Origin of the sequence: Streptomyces nojiriensis (assembly GCF_017639205.1) — a bacterium.
Taxonomy (GTDB): Bacteria; Actinomycetota; Actinomycetes; order Streptomycetales; family Streptomycetaceae; genus Streptomyces; species Streptomyces nojiriensis.
In genome coordinates this window covers 7,897,607-7,917,826 of sequence record NZ_CP071139.1, presented here as the reverse complement: position 1 = coordinate 7,917,826, position 20,220 = coordinate 7,897,607, and the positions used below count along the sequence as shown (strand labels likewise).

Here is a 20,220-nt window from a genome sequence, read left to right as displayed (position 1 = left end):
TCGAGACCGTGGAGGACTCAAAAGAATTCAGGGGAGTTCAGGGGAGTCAGGGGGACCCGAGGATATTTGAGGAAATTCGGGAAGCCCGTGGCCGTACCGCCGGAACAGGGGTTCCGGCGGTACGGCCTGGGGGTGGCTGGGGTTCAGCCCTGGCCGAACTTCTTGTCGATGAGGGCGAACAGTTCGTCGTCGCTCGCGTCCTCGATCGCGTCGGCCGCGCTGTCGCCTTCCGTCCGACGGGCGTCGTTCCACTGCGCCAGCAGGGTCTGGAGACGCACCGCGACGCGTGCGTGGGCCGCGTCGTCGCCGGCCGCGTCGGACAGTTCCGTCGGGTCGAGCGAGGCGAAGGTGCTTTCCAGGCGGTCGAGTTCCTCCAGTACGGAGAGCTTGCGCCCGCCCGTGCCCTCGGGGGCGACCTCGCTCAGCAGCTGCCGGGCGAGGGCGGCCGGGTTCGGGTAGTCGTACACGAGGGTGGCCGGCAGCCGGAGCCCGGCGGCCGCGCCGAGCCGGTTGCGCAGTTCGACCGCGGTCAGCGAGTCGAAGCCCAGCTCCTTGAACGCCTGCTCCTCGCCGACGTGTTCCGCCGACTTGTACCCGAGGACGGCGGCCACCTGGCCCCGTACCAGGTTCAGTACGGTCCGCTCCCGTTCGGCGGCCGACAGCTCGGCCAGCCGCTGCGCCAGTGTCAGCTCGCCCGCCCCGGTGGCCGCGGTGGCCTCCTCGGCACGGTGCGCGCCGGGTGCCGTGGCCGCCGGCCGCCGATGCCGTACCGGGGTCCGGACCAGACCGCGGAACATCGGCAGGATCCCGCCGTCCGCGGCCCGGGCCCGCAGGGTCGGCAGGTCGATCCCGACCGGCAGCAGGACCGGCTCGTCGTCCGCCGCCAGGGCCAGGTCGAAGAGCGCCAGGCCCTCCCGCGCCGACAGCGGTGCGACACCGCCGCGCGCGGCGCGTGCCCGCTCCGCCTCGGTGAGCCGACCCGCCATGCCGCGTTCCTCGGCCCACATGCCCCACACCAGGGACAGCGCGGTGAGACCGTGGGCCCGGCGGTGCCGGGCGAGGGCGTCGAGGAAGACGTTCGCCGCCGCGTAGTTGGCCTGACCCGCGCCGCCGAGGGTACCGGCGGCGGCGGAGAAGAGGACGAACGCCGACAGGTCGAGGTGACGCGTCAGCTCGTGCAGGTGGAGCGCCCCGTCGACCTTGGGCCGCATGACCCGGTCCACCCGCTCGGGGGTGAGCAGGTCGACGACGCCGTCGTCCAGAACGGCCGCTGTGTGCACGACCGCCGTCAGCGGACGCTCGGCCGGTACGGAGGCCAGCAGCGCGGCCAGCGCGTCCCGGTCGGCGACGTCGCACGCCGCCCACGTGACCTGGGCACCCAGCGCGCCCAGCTGTTCGGTGAGTTCGGCGGCGGTGTCGGTGTCGGCGCCCCTGCGGCCCGTGAGCAGCAGGTGCCGTACCCCGTGTTCGGCGACCAGGTGGCGGGCGAGGAGACCGGCGAGTCCGCCGCCGGCCCCGGTGACCAGGACGGTGCCGCGCGTGTCGATACGGGACACCGCGTCGCCGTCGGCCGGCGCCTGGGCACCGACCCGGGCGAGACGGGGTGCGTACAGCGCCCCGCCCCGTACGGCCAGTTCGGGTTCGTCCGTCGCGAGGGCGCCCGCGAGGGCCCGGCCGGAGAGGTCCGCGTCATCGAGGTCGACGAGGACGAACCGGTCGGGGTGCTCGGTCTGCGCGGCTCGCAGCAGGCCCCACACCGGGGCGTGGGCGAGGTCGCCGGCCTCGGCGTCGGTGTGGGCGGCCACGGCACCCCTGGTGACGAGGGCGAGGCGCGCGCCGGCGAACCGGCCGTTGTCCAGCCAGCCCTGCACGGCCGCGAGCGCCCGGTGCGTCACGTCGCGTACCTCCTGCGCGAGGAGGGCGCCGGCCTGCTCGGCCGGGGTGCCGGTGGCCGTCATGAACGGCACGACCACGGTGCCGGGCACCGGCTGCCGGCCGGCCGTGACGGCCTCGTCGAGCGCGGCGAGGTCCTCGTACTTCGCGACGGGGACGCCCGCGCCCTCGAGGGCGGCGGCGAGGAGCGACTGACCGGCGGCGTCGCCACCGTCGGCGTCGCCGATGACCACCAGGGTCGTGGCGGCCGGCCGGGCCGGCACCGGCGTACGGACCCAGTCGAGCCGGAACAGCGCGTCGTGCGCGCCTTCCGGGGCCACCGTGAACCGCTCGACGTCGATGTGCCGGGTCACCAGGGCCTCGACCGACGCGACGGGCGCGCCCTGCTCGTCGGCCAGCTCGACGGACACGGTGTCCGTGCCGTCGGGGGTGATCCGCAGGCGCAGCGCGTCCGCTCCGGCCGCGTGCAGCCGTACTCCGTGCCAGGTCAGCGGCTCGCGGCCGGCGGCGCCCACGGCCGCCAGCGCCTGCACGGCGGTGTCGAGCAGCGCCGGGTGAAGGGCGAACCCGCCCGTCGGGGCGTGCGGTTCACCGGACAGCCGTGCCTGCGCGAAGACCTCGTCGCCCCGCACCCAGACCCGGGTCAGGGTCTTCAGAGCGGGCCCGTGGTGGAGCCCGGCCGCCGTGAGCCGGTCGTAGACCGCCTCGGTGGAGACTTCCTCGGCGCCGGTGGGCGGCCACGGCCCGGTGGCGTCGGCGGCGGCCGTTTCACCGGTCGCCGTGAGGAACCCGGTGGCGTGCCGGGACCAGGCCGCGCCGTCCGGGGCGTCGCCGTCGGTCGCCTCCGGACGGCTGTGCACCTGCACGGAGCGGCGTCCGTCGTCGTCCGCGCCGCCCACGGTGAGCCGGAGCTGTACGGCCCCGTCCTCGGGGAGCACGAGCGGCGCCTCCAGGGCCAGCTCCCGCACCTGCCCGCATCCGGCCTCGTCCCCGGCCCGCAGGGCCAGTTCGACGAAGGCCGCGCCGGGCACGACCACCGAGTCGGCCACGACGTGATCGGCCAGCCACGGGTGCGTACGGCGGGAGAGCCGGCCGGTGAACAGGAACCCGCCCGTGTCCGGAAGCTCGACCGCCGCGCCGAGCAGGGGGTGCCCGGCCGGCTCGACGCCGAGCGAGGCGGCGTCCTCCGGCGCGACGAACGAGTCGACCCAGTAACGCTCGTGCTGGAAGGCGTACGTGGGCAGGTCGACGCGCCGGGCGCCGGAACCGGAGTAGAAGGCCGACCAGTCGACGGTGACGCCGTGGACGTGGGCCCGCCCGAGGGCGGTGACGAGCGTCTCGGCTTCGGCCCGTCCCTTGCGGAGCAGGGGCACGAACGTGGCGTCCGCCGTCACACAGTCCTGGGCGAGGGCGGAGAGCACGCCGTCGGGGCCGAGCTCGACGTACGTCGTCACCCCGGCGGCTTCGAGGGCGCGGATGCCGTCGAGGAAGCGGACGGCGTCGCGGACGTGGCGGACCCAGAAGTCGGCGGAGCCCATCTCGTCAGTGACGAGGACGCCGGTCAGGTTGGAGACGACCGGGATGCGGGGGCTGCCGTACGTGATCCCCTCGGCGACCTTGCGGAAGTCGGCCAGCATGCCGTCCATGTGCGGCGAGTGGAACGCGTGGCTCACGGTGAGCCGCTTGGACTTGCGGTCGGGGAACGCGGCCGCGACCGCGGCCGCCGCATCCTCGTCACCGGCCACCACGACCGACAGCGGACCGTTGACGGCCGCGATGCTGACACGGTCCGTCAGCAGCGGCAGGATCTCCTCCTCCGAGGCCTGGACGGCGATCATCACGCCGCCGGACGGCAGTTCCTGCATCAGGCGGCCGCGGGCCGCGACCAGCGTGCAGGCGTCCTCCAGGGAGAACACCCCGGCCACGTGCGCCGCGGCGATCTCACCGATGGAATGCCCGGACAGGAAGTCCGGCCGCAGACCCCAGCTCTCCACGAGCCGGAACAGCGCCACCTCGACCGCGAACAACGCGGGCTGCGTGTACCCCGTACGGTCCAGCAGCTCCGCTTCAACGTCGAACAGCACCTGCTTCAGCGGCAGTTCGAGGTGCGCGTCCATGTGGGCGCAGATCCCGTCCAGCGCGTCCGCGAACACCGGGTGAGCGTCGTACAGCTCACGCCCCATCCCGAGCCGCTGGCTGCCCTGCCCGGTGAACAGGAACGCCACCTGCTGTTCGGCGCCCGCCACGCCACGGGTGACTGCGGCGGCGGAGTCGCCCGCAGCCAGCGCGGTCAGCGCCTCGCGGTACTCCTCCCGCTCCCCCGCCACGAGCACGGCGCGGTGGTCGAGCAGCGCCCGGCCGGTCGCGAGCGAGTGGCCGACGTCCACCGGACGCGGCTCGCCGTCCCCGGCGAGGTGCGCCAGGAGTCGGACCGCCTGGTCACGCAGGGCGGCTTCGGTCCTGCCCGACAGGATCCACGGCCACGGGGCGGGGCTCGCGGCCTCCACCGCCTCGGGGACCTCCGGTGCCTGCTCCAGGATGGTGTGCGCGTTCGTACCGCTCACGCCGAAGGAGGAGATGCCGGCCCGGCGCGGACGGCCGGTCTCCGGCCACGCGCGCTGCTCGGTGAGGAGGGCGATGTCGCCCGCCGTCCAGTCGACGTGCGGGGTGGGCTCGTTGACGTGCAGGGTCTGCGGGAGCACCCCGTGCTGCATTGCGAGCACCATCTTGATGACGCCAGCGACACCGGCGGCGGCCTGCGTGTGACCGATGTTGGACTTGATGGAGCCCAGCAGGAGCGGCTGGTCGCCCGGACGCTCCTGGCCGTACGTCGCCAGCAGCGCCTGCGCCTCGATCGGATCCCCGAGCCGGGTACCCGTACCGTGCGCCTCCACCGCGTCCACCTCGGCGGCCGACAGACCCGCACTCGCCAGGGCCTGGCGGATGACCCGCTGCTGAGAGGGGCCGTTGGGCGCCGTCAGACCGTTGCTCGCACCGTCCTGGTTGATCGCCGAACCCCGGACCACCGCGAGCACCGGGTGACCGTTGCGCCGGGCATCCGACAGCCGCTCCACGAGCAGCATGCCGACACCCTCGCCCCAGCCCGTACCGTCGGCAGCCGCCGCGAACGCCTTGATACGGCCGTCGGCGGCGAGCCCGCCCTGTCGGCTGAACTCGACGAACGCCCCCGGCGTGGACATCACGGTGACACCGCCGGCGAGAGCGATCGAGCACTCGCCGCTCCGGAGCGCCTGCACCGCGAGGTGCAGGGCCACGAGCGACGCCGAGCACGCGGTGTCGACGGTGACGGCCGGGCCTTCGAGACCGAACACGTAGGAGAGCCGCCCGGAGACGACGCTCGCGGAGTTGCCGGTGCTCATGAACCCGTCGCCTCCGTCGGCGGAGTTGAGCACGAGCGAGAGGTAGTCCTGGCCGTTGGTGCCGACGAACACGCCGGCCTGCGTGCCGCGCATCGACGACGGGTCGATACCGGCCCGCTCGAAGGCCTCCCAGGAGGTCTCCAGGAGCAGCCGCTGCTGGGGGTCCATGGCGAGGGCCTCGCGCGGCGAGATCCCGAAGAAGCCGGGGTCGAACTGCGCGACGTCGTAGAGGAATCCACCCTCACGGGCGTAGGAGGTGTCCTGCTCGGACCGCGGCCCGAACAGTGACTCGGCGTCCCAGCCGCGGTCGGCCGGGAACTCACCGATGGCGTCGCCGCCGGTGGCCAGCAGCTGCCAGAGGTCCTCGGGGGTGCGGACACCGCCCGGGAAGCGGCAGCTCATCGCGACGATCGCGATCGGGTCGTCGTCCACGGCCCTCGCCACCGGGGCGAGGGCGGCCACCTCGGCCTCCGTGCCGAGCAGTTCGCCGAGCAGGTGCTCCGCCAGGTCGGCGGAGGTCGGGTAGTCGTAGATCAGCGTGGCCGGGAGCCGGAGCCCGGTGGCCGCACCCAGGCGGTTGCGCAGCTCGACAGCCGTCAGGGAGTCGAAACCGAGCTCCTTGAACGCCCGTCCCGCGCCGACGCTCTCCGCGCCGGCGTGGCCGAGGACCGCGGCGACCTCCTTGCGCACGAGATCGAGCAGCGCCCGGTCCCGCTCGGCGGCGGAGAGCCCCGCCAGCCGCTGTACGAGGGAGTGGCGGCCATCGGGCGTCCTGTCGCCGGTCCGGCCTTCGTCGCCGTCGCCCGCGCGCGGGGCGAGGGCGTTGCGGGCCTCGGGCAGTTCGGCGAGGAGGCTGCTGGGGCGCACGGCGGTGAAGCCGGGGGCGAATCGGCCCCAGTCCACGTCCACGACGGTGACGGCGGTGTCGTTCGCGCCGAGGGCCCGGTGAAGGGCCTCGATGGCCGATTCGGCGTTCATGGGCGGCACGCCACCCCGCCGCATCCGGGCGTCCAGCGCCTCGTCGGCGGCCATGCCACCTTCGGCCCAGGGACCCCACGCGATCGAGGTGGCGGCCAGCCCGGCGGCGCGCCGCTGCTCGGCGAGGGCGTCGAGGTAGGCGTTCGCGGCGGCGTAGTTGGCCTGGCCGGCGGTACCGATGGTGCCGGTCATGGAGGAGAACAGCACGAACGCGGAGAGCTCGATACCAAGCTCGACGGTCAGCTCGTGCAGGTTGAGAGCGGAGGTCGCCTTCGCCCGCAGCACGCTCTCAAAGCGGTCGGGGGTGAGGGCGTCGAGGACACCGTCATCGAGGATCCCGGCCGTGTGAACGACCGCCGTGAGCGTGTCGGCCTCAGCCTCCAGCAGCACGCGCAGGGCATCCCGGTCGGAGGCGTCACACGCCACGACCGACACCTCAACACCCAGCCCCGACAGCTCCGCCACCAGCTCAGCCGCACCCGGAGCGTCAGCGCCCCGACGGCTGGTCAGCACCAGACGCTCCGCGCCCGCACCGGCCAGCCAACGAGCGACCCGGCCACCCAGAGCACCCGTACCACCGGTCACCAGAACGGTGCCGGACGGCGTCCATGACGTGGACGCAGCACCACCGGTCGCCCGTACGAGCCGGCGTCCGAAGACCCCGGACGACCGCACCGCGACCTGGTCCTCACCAGCACCGCCCAGCACACCCACCAGGCGAGACATCGCCCGCTCGTCCCACACCTCAGGCAGGTCAACCAGACCACCCCAGCGCCCCGGAATCTCCAGAGCGGCCACACGGCCGAGACCCCAGACCTGAGCCTGGACGGCCGACACCAGACGATCCGACCTGCCCACACTCACCGCACCACGGGTCAGGCACCACAGCGGCGCCTCCACCCCGGCATCACCCAACGCCTGCACCAAACCAGCCGTGGCGACGACTCCGGCCGACTCATCCAGCGCGAGCAGCGACACCACACCAGCGACGGCACCCGCACCGGACAACAGCCCAGCCAGAGCCGCACGATCCGTACCCGGCTCAACAACAACCAGGCGGACCTCAGCCCCACCCCCGGCCAGCGCATCCACCACACCAGCGGCCAAGGACTCGTCCTCGCCCGCGACAACGACCCACTCGCCACCCAGCGTCCCGCCCGACACGGTCAGCGGCTTCCACGACACCTGGTAACGCCAGCCGTCGATGTCCGACCGAGTGATCACGTCACCGCGTCGCACGAGAGCCGTCTCCGGCCAGTACCGCCGGCGCTGGAAGGCGTACGTCGGCAGGTCGACCCGGACGGCGCCCGTTCCGTAGACCGCCTGCCAGTCGACGTGGATCCCACGGACATGGCTCTGCGCCAGAGCGGCCATCGCCGTCTCGGTCTCAGGACGGCCCTTCCGTACGACGGGAGCGAACGCCGCCCCGCCGACGCTGAGGCACTCCTGGCCGAGAGCCGAGAGAACACCGTCGGGGCCGAGCTCGACGTACGTCGTCACGCCCGCGCCCTCCAGGGCGCGGATGCCGTCGAGGAAGCGGACCGCCTCGCGGACGTGCCGCACCCAGAACTCCGCCGAGGCCATCTCGCCGGTGACCAGTGCACCAGTCAGGTTGGAGACGACCGGGATGCGGGGGGCGCCGAAGGACAGCCCTTCGACGACCTCGCGGAATGCGTCGAGCATGCCGTCCATGTGCGGTGAGTGGAACGCGTGGCTGACCGTCAGCCGCTTGGACTTGCGGTCGGCGAACGACTCCGCGATCGCGACCGCCGCGTCCTCATCACCCGCGATCACAACGGCCTGTGGGCCGTTGACCGCCGCGAGGCTCACCCGGTCGGTCAGCAGCGGCAGGACCTCGTCCTCCGAGGCCTGGAGGGCGATCATCGCCCCGCCGGCGGGCAGTGCCTGCATCAGGCGGCCACGGGCCGCCACCAGCGTGCAAGCGTCGTCCAGAGAGAAGACACCCGCGACGTGCGCGGCCGCGATCTCGCCGATCGAGTGGCCTGACAGGAAGTCCGGCCTCAGGCCCCAGCTCTCGACGAGCCGGAACAACGCCACCTCGACCGCGAACAGCGCCGGCTGGGTGTACTCCGTACGGTCCAGCGCAGCCGCGTCGTCGCCGAACAGGACGTCCTTCAGCGACAGTTCGAGGTCGAACCGCGCGCACACCGCGTCCAGCGCGGCCGCGAACACCGGGTGGGCCTCGTACAGCTCACGCCCCATGGCGAGGCGCTGGCTGCCCTGCCCCGTGAACAGGAAGGCGGTCTTCCCCCCGGCCGGCGAGCCCTTCACCACGCCCGCCGACGCGTCGCCCGCCGCCAGCGCCGCGAGGCCGGCCAGCAGACCCTCACGGTCCGCGGCCACCACCGCCGCCCGCTCGCCGAACGCCGAACGTCCGGTCGCCAGCGTCCTGCCGACGTCGGCCGGACGGAGAGCGGGGTCCGAGAGCAGCCGCTCGCGCAGGCTGTCGGCCTGGGCGCGGAGTCCCGCGTCGCTCTTCGCCGAGATCACCAGCGGCAGGGGCCGGAGGCCCGGATCCACCGACCCGGCGTCCTCGGGCTCTTCCTCCGCCTGCGACAGCGGCGCCTGCTCGATGATCGTGTGGGCGTTGGTGCCGCTGAAGCCGAACGACGAGACACCGGCCCGGCGCGGACGCCCGGTCTCGGGCCACGCGCGCTGCTCGGTGAGCAGGGCGACGTCGCCCGCCTCCCAGTCCACCTGCGGCGACGGCTCGTCGATGTGGAGGCTCTGCGGCAGCACCCCGTGCTGCATGGCCAACACCATCTTGATGACGCCCGCGACGCCGGCGGCGGCCTGGGTGTGACCGATGTTGGACTTGATGGAGCCCAGCAGCAGCGGCTGTTCCGCCGCGCGGTCCTGGCCGTAGGTGGCCAGCAGCGCCTGCGCCTCGATGGGGTCACCCAGGGTCGTGCCCGTGCCGTGTGCCTCGACCGCGTCGACCTCGGCGGCCGAGAGGCCGGCGCTCGCGAGGGCCTGTCGGATGACCCGCTGCTGGGAGGGGCCGTTGGGGGCGGTCAGGCCGTTGCTCGCACCGTCCTGGTTGATCGCCGAACCCCGGACCACCGCGAGAACCGGGTGACCGTTGCGGCGCGCGTCCGACAGCCGCTCCACGAGCAGCATGCCGACACCCTCACCCCAACCCGTACCATCGGCAGCCGCGGCGAACGCCTTGATACGACCGTCTGCGGCCAGGCCGCGCTGGCGGCTGAACTCGATGAACGTGCCGGGCGTCGACATGACGGTGACGCCACCGGCCAGCGCCAGCGAGCACTCGCCGTTGCGCAGGGCCTGGATCGCCCAGTGCAGGGCGACCAGCGACGACGAACACGCCGTGTCTATCGTCACCGCCGGGCCCTCCAGCCCGAACACGTACGACAGTCGGCCGGACACGACACTCGCGGCGTTGCCCGTGCCCAAGTGCCCCTCAAGGCCCTCCGGTTCCTCCAGGAGGACGGAGAGGTAGTCCTGGCCGTTGGTGCCGACGAAAACGCCGGCCTGGCTGCCGCGCAGCGTCTCGGGGTCGATCCCGGCCCGCTCGAAGGCCTCCCAGGAGGTCTCCAGGAGGAGCCGCTGCTGGGGGTCCATGGCGAGGGCCTCGCGCGGCGAGATCCCGAAGAAGTCGGCGTCGAAGTCGGCGGCGTCGTAGAGGAAGCCGCCCTGACGGGCGTACGAGGTGCCCTGCGCGCTCGGGTCGGCGTCGTACAGGGCATCGAGGTCCCAACCGCGGTCGAGGGGAAGGTCCGAGATCGCGTCCGAGCCGGTGGCCAGCAGCTGCCAGAGGTCTTCGGGGTTGCGCACCCCGCCGGGGAAGCGGCAGCTCATCGCGACGATCGCGATGGGGTCGTCGTCGATCGCCGTGGCCACCGGGCCGGTCACCTCGACCTGTGCGCCGAGGAGTTCGGAGAGCAGGTTGGCGGCGAGTGCGGCCGGGGTCGGGTAGTCGTAGACGAGCGTGGCCGGCAGCCGCAGTTCGGTGGCCGCGCCGAGGCGGTTGCGGAGTTCGACGGCGGTGAGCGAGTCGAATCCGATCTCGCGGAAGGCCCGTCCCGGCTCGACGTCCTGGGCACCGGAGTGCCCGAGAACCTCGGCGACCTGCGTGCGCACGAGGTCGAGGAGGAACGGCTCGCGGTCGCTGTCCGACATGCTCCGGAGGTGCGCGGCGAGCGACGAACCCGAACGCTCGGTGCGGGCGCCCGTGGGCTCGGAAGCGCGGATGACGGCTTCGGCCTCCGGCAGATCGGTGAGCAGCCTGTCGGCGCGTACCGCCGTGAACCCGGGCACGAACTTCGCCCAGTCGAAGTCGACGATCGTCAGCGCCGCGTCGTCGGAGCCGACGGCCTGCCGGAGCGCGGTGATCGCGAGATCGGCGTTCATGGGCGGGACACCGCCCCGGCGCATCCGGGCCTCAAGGGCCTCGTCGGCGGCCATACCGCCTTCGGCCCACGGGCCCCACGCGATCGAGGTAGCGGCCAGCCCGGCGGCGCGCCGCTGCTCGGCGAGGGCGTCGAGGTAGGCGTTCGCGGCGGCGTAGTTGGCCTGGCCAGCAGCGCCGATCGTGCCGCTCATGGAGGAGAACAGCACGAACGCGGAGAGCTCGATACCAAGCTCGACGGTCAGCTCGTGCAGGTTGAGAGCGGAGGTCGCCTTCGCCCGCAGCACGCTCTCAAAGCGGTCGGGGGTGAGGGCGTCGAGGACACCGTCATCGAGGATCCCGGCCGTGTGAACGACCGCCGTGAGCGTGTCGGCCTCAGCCTCCAGGAGCGCACGCAGGGCATCCCGGTCGGAGGCGTCACACGCCACGACCGACACCTCAACACCCAGCCCGGACAGCTCCGCCACCAGTTCGGCGGCACCCGGAGCGTCAAGGCCACGACGGCTGGTCATCACCAGACGCTCGGCACCCGCACCGGCCAGCCAACGAGCGACCCGGCCACCCAGAGCACCCGTACCACCCGTGACCAGAACGGTCCCGGACGGCGCCCATGAGTCCGTGCCGCCGCTCGCGGCACGGACCAGCCGACGCCCGAACACACCGGACGAACGCACCGCGACCTGGTCCTCACCAGCAGAAGCCAGCACACCCACCAGACGGGACATCGCCCGCTCGTCCCACACCTCAGGCAGGTCGACGAGACCACCCCAGCGCCCGGGAACCTCAAGGGCAGCCACACGGCCGAGACCCCAAGTCTGAGCCTGGACCGCCGACGACAGGCGGTCAGAACGGCCCACACTCACCGCACCACGAGTCAGGCACCACAGCGGCGCCTCCACCCCGACATCACCCAACGCCTGCACCAAACCAGCCGTCGCGACGACCCCAGCAGCCTCATCCAAAGCCAGAAGCGACACCACACCAGCAACAGAACCCGCACCAGACAACAGCCCAGCCAAAGCCGCACGATCGACGTCAGCCTCGACGACAACCCGGCGGACCTCAGCGCCGCGCCCGGCCAGCGCACCCACCACAACCGCGTCATCCACGCCATCGGAGGGAACCACCACCAGCCACAGCCCCGACAACCGCGCGCCAGCGCCCACGGCATCCGTCAGCGGCTTCCACGACACCCGGTAGCGCCAGCCATCGATCTCGGACTGCTCCTGGCCCTGCCGACGCCATGCCGACAGCGCGGGAACGAGGTCGCTGAAGCGTGCGTCGCCGTCCACCTCCAGTTCGGACGCCAGCGAGGTGAGATCGCCGCGCTCCACGGCGTCCCAGAACCTGCTGTCCACCGCGTCCACGGCGGGCGCGGCTGCAACGACCGCGCCGGACAGGATCGTCTCCGGCCAGTAGCGCTGCCGCTGGAAGGCGTACGTCGGGAGGTCCACGCGCTCCGCGCCCGTACCGGCGAAGAAGACGGACCAGTCCACCTCCACACCCCGCACATGAGCCTGCGCCAAGGCGGTGACCACGGTCTCCGGCTCACCACGGCCCGCGCGCAGGACCGGGACGAACGCAACGTCCGCGTCACCGGTCAGGCAGTCCTGGGCGAGCGCGGACAGCACGCCGTCCGGGCCCAGCTCCACGAACGTCGTCACGCCGGCCGCTTCCAGAGCCCGGACGCCATCGAGGAAGCGGACCGCCTCACGGACGTGCCGCACCCAGAACTCCGCCGAACCCATCTCGTCCGAGACGACCGAGCCTGTCAGGTTCGACACGACCTGAATACGCGGGGCCTCGAACGACAGCCCCTGCACCACCCGGCGGAAGTCCTCCAGCATGCCGTCCATGTGCGGCGAGTGGAATGCGTGACTGACCGTCAGCCGCTTGGACTTGCGGTCGGAGAACGACTCCGCGATCGCGACCGCCGCGTCCTCGTCACCCGCAATGACCACCGACCGGGGGCCGTTGATCGCCGCGATGCTCACGCGGTCCGTGAGCAGCGGCAGAACCTCGTCCTCCGACGCCTGCACCGCGATCATCACACCACCGGACGGCAGCGCCTGCATCAGACGGCCACGGGCCGCCACCAGCGCGCACGCGTCCTCCAGCGAGAACACCCCGGCCACATGCGCGGCAGCGATCTCACCGATCGAGTGCCCGGACACGAAGTCCGGCCGCAGACCCCAGCTCTCGACGAGCCGGAACAGCGCCACCTCGACCGCGAACAGCGCCGGCTGCGTGTACTCCGTACGGTCCAGCACAGCCGCGTCATCCCCGAACAGGACGTCCTTCAGCGGCAGTTCAAGCTGCGAGTCGAAGTGCTCGCACACCGCGTCCAGCGCGGCCGCGAACACCGGGAAGGCGTCGTACAGCTCACGCCCCATCCCGAGGCGCTGGCTGCCCTGCCCCGTGAACAGGAACGCCAGTCCCCCACCCGACACCGCGCCCCGCACCAGCCCCGGCACCTGCTCGCCGGCGGCCAGGGCCGCCAGGCGCCCGAGGAGGGTCTCGCCGTCCGACGGTGCGCCGATGAGGACCGCGCGGTGTTCCAGCGCGGCGCGGTGCGTGGCGAGGGAGATGCCGAGGTCGAGTGCGCCCCGGGTGCCGGACTCCGCCAGTGCGTCGGCCGCGGCCGGGTGCAGGCGTTCCGCCTGGGCCCGCAGGGCGGACGGGGTGCGGCCGGAGACGAGCCACGGCAGCACTGGGAGTCCCGGCCCGGCCGGGGTCGCGGGCGTCGGTTCGCTCGTGTGCTGCGGTGCCTGCTCGATGACGGCGTGGGCGTTGGTGCCGCTGTAGCCGAAGGACGAGATGCCCGCCCGGCGCGGGCGCCCGGTCTCGGGCCACGCGCGCTGCTCGGTGAGGAGCTCGATGTCTCCGGCCGACCAGTCCACGTAGGGGGTCGGCTCGTCGATGTGGAGCGTCTGCGGGAGTACGCCGTGCCGCATCGCCATGACCATCTTGATCACACCGGCGACACCGGCCACGGCCTGCGTGTGCCCGATGTTCGACTTCACGGAGCCGAGCAGCAGCGGCTGGTCCGCCGGCCGGTCCTGCCCGTAGGTGGCCAGCAGCGCCTGCGCCTCGATCGGGTCGCCGAGCCGCGTACCCGTGCCGTGGGCCTCGACGGCGTCCACGTCCCCGGCGGTCAGACCGGCGTCGGCGAGGGCTTCGCGGATGACGCGCTGCTGCGAGGGGCCGTTGGGGGCGGTGAGTCCGTTGCTCGCGCCGTCCTGGTTGACGGCCGTGCCGCGGACCACCGCGAGGACCGGGTGACCGTTGCGGCGGGCGTCCGAGAGCCGCTCCAGGAGCAGGAGGCCGACGCCCTCGGACCAGATCGTGCCGTCGGCGGCCGCGGCGAACGCCTTGATGCGGCCGTCCGAGGCGAGCCCGCGCTGGCGGCTGAACTCGGTGAACGCGCCCGGCGTCGACATGATGGTGACGGCGCCCGCGAGGGCCATCGCGCACTCGCCCCGGCGCAGCGACTGGGCCGCGAGGTGCAGGGTGACGAGCGAGGAGGAGCAGGCCGTGTCGAGGGTGACCGCCGGGCCCTCCAGGCCGAAGGAGTAGGAGATGCGGCCGGAAACGACGCTGGCCGCGTTGCCGGTGCCGAGGTGGCCTTCGAGGCCGTCGCCGTCGTTCAGCCAGAGCTGGAGGTAGTCCTGGGCGTTCGAGCCGATGAACACGCCCGTGCGGCTGCCGCGCAGGCCGGTGGGGTCGATGCCGGCGCGCTCGAAGGTCTCCCAGGTGGTCTCCAGCAGCAGGCGCTGCTGGGGGTCCATGGCGAGGGCCTCGCGCGGGGAGATCCCGAAGAAGGCGGCGTCGAAGTCGGCCGCCTCGTGGAGGAACCCGCCCTCGCGGACGTAGCTGGTGCCCTCGCGGTCGGGGTCGTCGCTGTAGAGGGTGTCGAGGTCCCAGCCCCGGTCGGCGGGGAAGGCGGTGATGCCGTCGCGGCCTTCGGCGAGCAGGCGCCACAGGTCCTCGGGGGACGTGATGCCGCCGGGGAAGCGGCAGCTCATGGCGACGACGGCGATCGGGTCGTCGTCGTCCACGGCGCGCGCGTTCGCGGCGGCCGGGCGGCGGGCCGGGAGGTCGCCCCGGCCGGCGTCGGCGCCCGCGTCGGCCGCGAGGTCGCCGACCAGCTCCTCGCGGAGGTACTGCGCGAGGGCGGTCGCCGTCGGGTAGTCGAAGACGAGGGTGGCGGGCAGCCTGCGGCCGGTGGCCTCGCCGAGCAGGTTGCGCAGTTCGACGGCGGTGAGCGAGTCGAAGCCCAGCTCCTTGAAGGACCGGCCCGGCTCGACGGCGGCGGCGCCCGGGTAGCCCAGGGCCGCGGCGACCTGCTTGCGTACCAGGTCGAGCAGCGTACGGTCCTGCTCGGCGGCGGGAAGCCCCGCCAGCCGCTGCCGCAGGCCGGACGCGCCGGACGCGGCGGCCGCCCCGCCCGCGTGCCGGCGGCTGGGCACCCGTACGAGTCCGCGCAGCAGCGGGGACAGGGTGCCGGCCTGGGCCTGCGGGCGCAGCCCGGCGAGGTCGACGCGCATCAGGACGGGGGCGGCCTCGTCGATCCGGTGCGCGAGGTCGAAGAGGTCGAGGCCCTCCGCGGAGGTGAGCGGGGGCAGTCCGCCGCGGGTCATGCGGCTGATGTCGGCGTCGGTGAGGCTGCCGGCCATGCCCGCGCCGTCGGCCCACAGGGCCCAGGCCAGGGAGGTGGCGGGGAGCCCGAGGGACCGGCGGTGCTGGGCGAGCGCGTCGAGGAACACGTTGGCGGCCGCGTAGTTGCCCTGGCCGGCGCCGCCGAAGGCGCCGCCGATGGACGAGAACAGCACGAAGGCGGAAAGGTCGAGGTCGCGGGTCAGTTCGTGGAGGTTGACGGCCGCGTCGGCCTTGGGCCGCAGGACGGCCGACAGGCGCTCGGGGGTGAGGGAGGTGATCACGCCGTCGTCGAGCACACCGGCGGTGTGGATGACGGCGCCGAGCGGGTGCTCGGCGGGTATCGCCGCCAGTACGGCCGCCAGCGCGTCCCGGTCCGCGACGTCGCAGGCGGCCCAGGTCACCGAAGCGCCTTCGGCGGCGAGTTCGGCGCCGAGCCGCTGTGCCTCGGGGGTGGATCCGCCGCGGCGGCCGACGAGGAGCAGGTGCCGTACGCCGTGCTCGGCGACGAGCCGGTGGGCGATCAGGCCGCCGAGGAGGCCGCCGGCGCCGGTGATCAGCACGGTCGACTCCGGCGCGTACGCCGGGCCGGGGCCGGCCGCGCTCGGCTGGTCGGGGGTCTCGCGGGCCACCCGGGCGAGGCGGAGCGCGTGGAGGGTGCCGGCACGTACGGCGAGCTGCGGCTCGCCCGCGGCGAGGGCGGCGGGCAGGGCTCGTACGGAGTCCTCCGCGCCGTCGGTGTCGATCAGCAGGAGCCGGTCGGGGTGCTCGGACTGCGCGGAGCGCAGCAGGCCCCGGACGGCCGCGTGGACCGGGTCGCAGACCGTTCCGGCGTCGGCGCCGGCCGCGACGGCGCCCCGGGTGAGGACGACGAGGCGGGTGCCGGCGAACCGGTCGCCGGTGAAGGGCTCGTCGCCGAGCCAGGTGCGGGCGAGGGCAAGGGCCTGGTGGGTGGCCCGGTGCACGGCCTCGGCGGAGAGCTCGGGGGTGGCCGGGCCGTCCGCGTCCGCGTTCGCGTCGGCGGCGGTGGTGGCCTGGCCGAAGCCGACGAAGACGGCCTCCGGTACGGGCGCTCCGGCCTCGACGGCCGCCGCCAGCTCGGCCAGGTCGGCGTAGCCGGGGATCGCGTCGGCGGTGGGGAGGAGGGCGGCCGGGAGGAGGGCGGCGGGGGCCGTGGTGCCCAGAGCGGCCCAGCGGCCGTCGGCCGGCGTACCCGGGGCGTCCGCGGCGGCGGGCAGTGCCGTCCACTCGGTGCGGAACACCGACTCGTGGTAGGCGGTGCGCGCCGCCTGGACCTGCTCGGCCGACACGGCCCGCAGGACGAGCGAGTCGACGGTCGCGACGGGCCCGCCCGTGGAGTCCGCGATCTCAAGGCGGACGCCGTCGGTCCCCCGGGGCGTGAGGCGCACGCGCAGGGCGTCGGCCCCGGTGGCGTGGAGGGTCACGCCGCTCCACGCGAACGGGAGCCGGCCCTCGCCCTCGGTGCCGCCCAGGACGCCGAGGCCCAGCGTGTGGAGCGCGGCGTCCAGCAGGGCGGGGTGGAGGCCGAAGTCCCGTGCCGCGGCGGCGGATTCCTCGGGTAGGGCGACCTCGGCGTAAACGCTGTCGCCCTGCCGCCAGGCCGCGGTGAGGCCGCGGAACGCCGGGCCGTAGCCCATCCCGACCTCGGCGAGGTCGGCGTAGAGGCCGTCCGTGGCGAGGGGCTCGGCGCCGGCCGGGGGCCACTGCACGGGCGCGAAGCGCGGCGGTGCCGAGGCGGGCGCGTGGGCCAGTACGCCGCCGGCGTGGCGCGTCCAGGGCTCGTCGGCCGCGCTGTCCTTCGGGCGGGAGGAGAGGCCGAAGGCGCGTCGGCCCGTGCCGTCGGCGTCGGGCGCGCTCACGTACATCTGGAGCTGGACGCCGCCGCGTTCGGGCAGGATCAGCGGCGCTTCGAGGGTCAGCTCCTCGACGACGTCGCAGCCGACCTGGTCCCCGGCCCAGATCGCCAGGTCGACGAAGGCCGTGCCGGGCAGCAGGACGCTGCCCATGACCTGGTGGTCCACCAACCAGGGGTGGGTGGTGGGCGAGAGCAGGGCGGTGAAGACGAAGCCCTCGGAGTCGGCGAGCGCGACGGTCGCGCCGAGCAGCGGGTGCGCGGCCTCGTCGAGCCCGGCCGCGCCCACGTCACCGGCCCGGGTGCCCGGCTCGATCCAGTAGCGCTGCCGCTGGAAGGCGTAGGTGGGCAGGTCGTCGACGCGCTGGGCGTCGGCGGCGGAGAAGAAGGCCTGCCAGTCGACCCGGATCCCGTGGGCGTGGGCCCGGGCGAGTGCGGTGACGAGGCTCTCCGCCTCGGGGCGGCCCTTGCGGAGCGCGGGGACGAAGACGGCGTCCTGCGCGACGCAGTCCTGGGCGAGGGCGGACAGCACGCCGTCGGGCCCGAGCTCGACGTACGTCGTCACCCCGGCGGCCTCCAGGGCGCGGACGCCGTCGAGGAAGCGGACGGCCTCGCGGACGTGGCGGACCCAGAAGTCGGCCGAGCCCATCTCGTCGGAGACGAGGGCGCCGGTCAGGTTCGACACGACCGGGATGCGGGGGCTGTCGTACGTAAGCCCCGCCACGACCTCGCGGAAGTCCTCCAGCATGCCGTCCATGTGCGGCGAGTGGAAGGCGTGGCTGACGGTGAGCCGCTTGCTCTTCCGGTCGGAGAACGCGGCCACGATCGCCGTCGCGGCGTCCTCATCACCGGCGATGACCACCGAGCGCGGGCCGTTGACCGCCGCGATGCTCACCCGGTCCGTCAGCAGCGGCAGGATCTCGTCCTCGGAGGCCTGCACCGCGATCATCACACCACCGGACGGCAGCGCCTGCATCAGACGGCCCCGGGCCGCCACCAGCGTGCACGCGTCGTCCAGGGAGAACACCCCGGCGACGTGCGCGGCAGCGATCTCACCGATGGAGTGGCCGGACAGGAAGTCCGGCTTCACCCCCCACGACTCCAGCAGCCGGAACAGCGCCACCTCGACCGCGAACAGCGCCGGCTGGGTGAACCGCGTCTCGTCCAGCAGCGCCGCGTCATCCCCGAACAGGACATCCTTCAGCGGCAGTTCGAGATCGAACCGCTCACACACCGCGTCCAGCGCCGCCGCGAACACCGGGAAGGCCTCGTACAGTTCACGCCCCATGCCCAGGCGCTGGCTGCCCTGCCCCGTGAACAGGAAGGCGGTCTTCCCCCCGGCCGGCGAGCCCTTCACCACGCCCGCCGGCGCGTCGCCCGCCGCCAGCGCCGCGAGGCCGGCCAGCAGACCCTCACGGTCCGCGGCCACCACCGCCGCGCGGTCCTCGAAGGCGGTCCTGCCGACCGCCAGCGACCGGCCGACGTCGACCGGGCTCAGCCCGGGGTGCTCCCCCGCGTGGGCCAGCAGGCGCTCCGCCTGCTCGCGCAGGGCGTCCTGGCCCTTGGCCGACAGGAGCCAGGGCACGACCTTCGGCTCCGGTCCCGCGTCGCCGTCGGTCCGCTCCGGGGCCCGGTCGGCCTCCGGCGCCTGCTCGATGATCGTGTGCACGTTGGTGCCGCTGACGCCGAACGCGGAGACGCCGGCCCGGTACGGCCGGCCGGTCTGCGGCCACGCCCGCTGCTCGGTGAGCAGCGAGACCGCGCCCGCCGACCAGTCGACGTGCGAGGTCGGCCGGTCCACGTGCAGGGTCTTGGGCAGCACGCCGTGCCGCATCGCCATGACCATCTTGATGATGCCCGCGATACCGGCGGTGTTCTGGGTGTGTCCGAGGTTCGACTTCAGGGAGCCCAGCCACAGCGGCCGGTCCGCCGGGCGGTCCTGGCCGTACGTGGCCAGCAGTGCCTGTGCCTCGATCGGGTCGCCCAGGGTCGTGCCGGTGCCGTGCGCCTCGACGGCGTCGACGTCGGCGGGGGTCAGGCGGGCGCTTTCGAGGGCCTGGCGGATGACGCGCTGCTGGGCGGGGCCGTTGGGGGCGGTGAGGCCGTTGGAGGCGCCGTCCTGGTTGACGGCCGAGCCGCGTACGACGGCCAGGACGCGGTGTCCGTTGCGGCGGGCGTCGGAGAGGCGTTCCACCAGCAGGACGCCGACCCCCTCGGACCAGCCGGTGCCGTCGGCCGCCTCGGCGAAGGACTTGCAGCGGCCGTCGGCCGACAGTCCGCGCTGGCGGCTGAACTCGACGAAGACCTCCGGGCCGGCGAGGACGGTCACGCCGGCGGCGAGGGCCAGCGAGCACTCCCCCTGGCGCAGGGCCTGGACGGCCATGTGCAGGGCGACGGAGGAGGACGAGCAGGCCGTGTCGACGGTGGCGGCGGGACCCTCCAGGCCGAAGACGTAGGCGAGCCGGCCGGAGACGACGCTGGAGGCGGTACCGGTGAGGAGGTGCCCCTCGACCCCGTCGGGCAGCTCGTCCGAGCCGGCGCCGTAGGCGTTGGCCGACGCGCCGACGAACACGCCGGCGCGGCTGCCGCGCAGGGTCGCCGGGTCGATGCCGGCCCGTTCGAAGACCTCCCAGGTGGTCTCCAGCAGCAGGCGCTGCTGGGGGTCCATGGCGAGGGCCTCGCGCGGGGAGATCCCGAAGAAGGAGGCGTCGAACTCGGGGGCCTCGTAAAGGAATCCGCCGTGGCGGGCGTAGGTCGTGCCGGGGTGGTCGGGGTCCGGATCGTACAGCGACTCGACGTCCCAGCCGCGGTCGGCGGGGAAGCCCGATATGGCGTCACCGCCGCTCTCGACGAGCTTCCACAGGTCCTCGGGCGAGCTGATTCCGCCGGGGAACCGGCAGCTCATGCCGACGATGGCGATCGGTTCGCGGGAGGCGTCGGTGAGCTCCTGGTTCCGGCGGCGCAGCCGCTCGGTTTCCTTGAGGGAGGCCCGCAGCGCTTCAACGACTTTTTCGTTCGGGGTGGTCATCACTTACTCCGCACTTCGG

General features: G+C 73.7%; 1 protein-coding gene. It reads right to left on the bottom strand.

Annotation, left to right across the window (positions count from 1 at the left end):
* Positions 1-143: 143 nt before the first annotated feature.
* The gene (locus tag JYK04_RS36130) at positions 144-20,201 is read right to left on the bottom strand and encodes a type I polyketide synthase (RefSeq protein ID WP_189748035.1); all 20,058 of its coding nucleotides are present in this window, start codon (positions 20,199-20,201) and stop codon (positions 144-146) included.
* Positions 20,202-20,220: the final 19 nt, after the last annotated feature.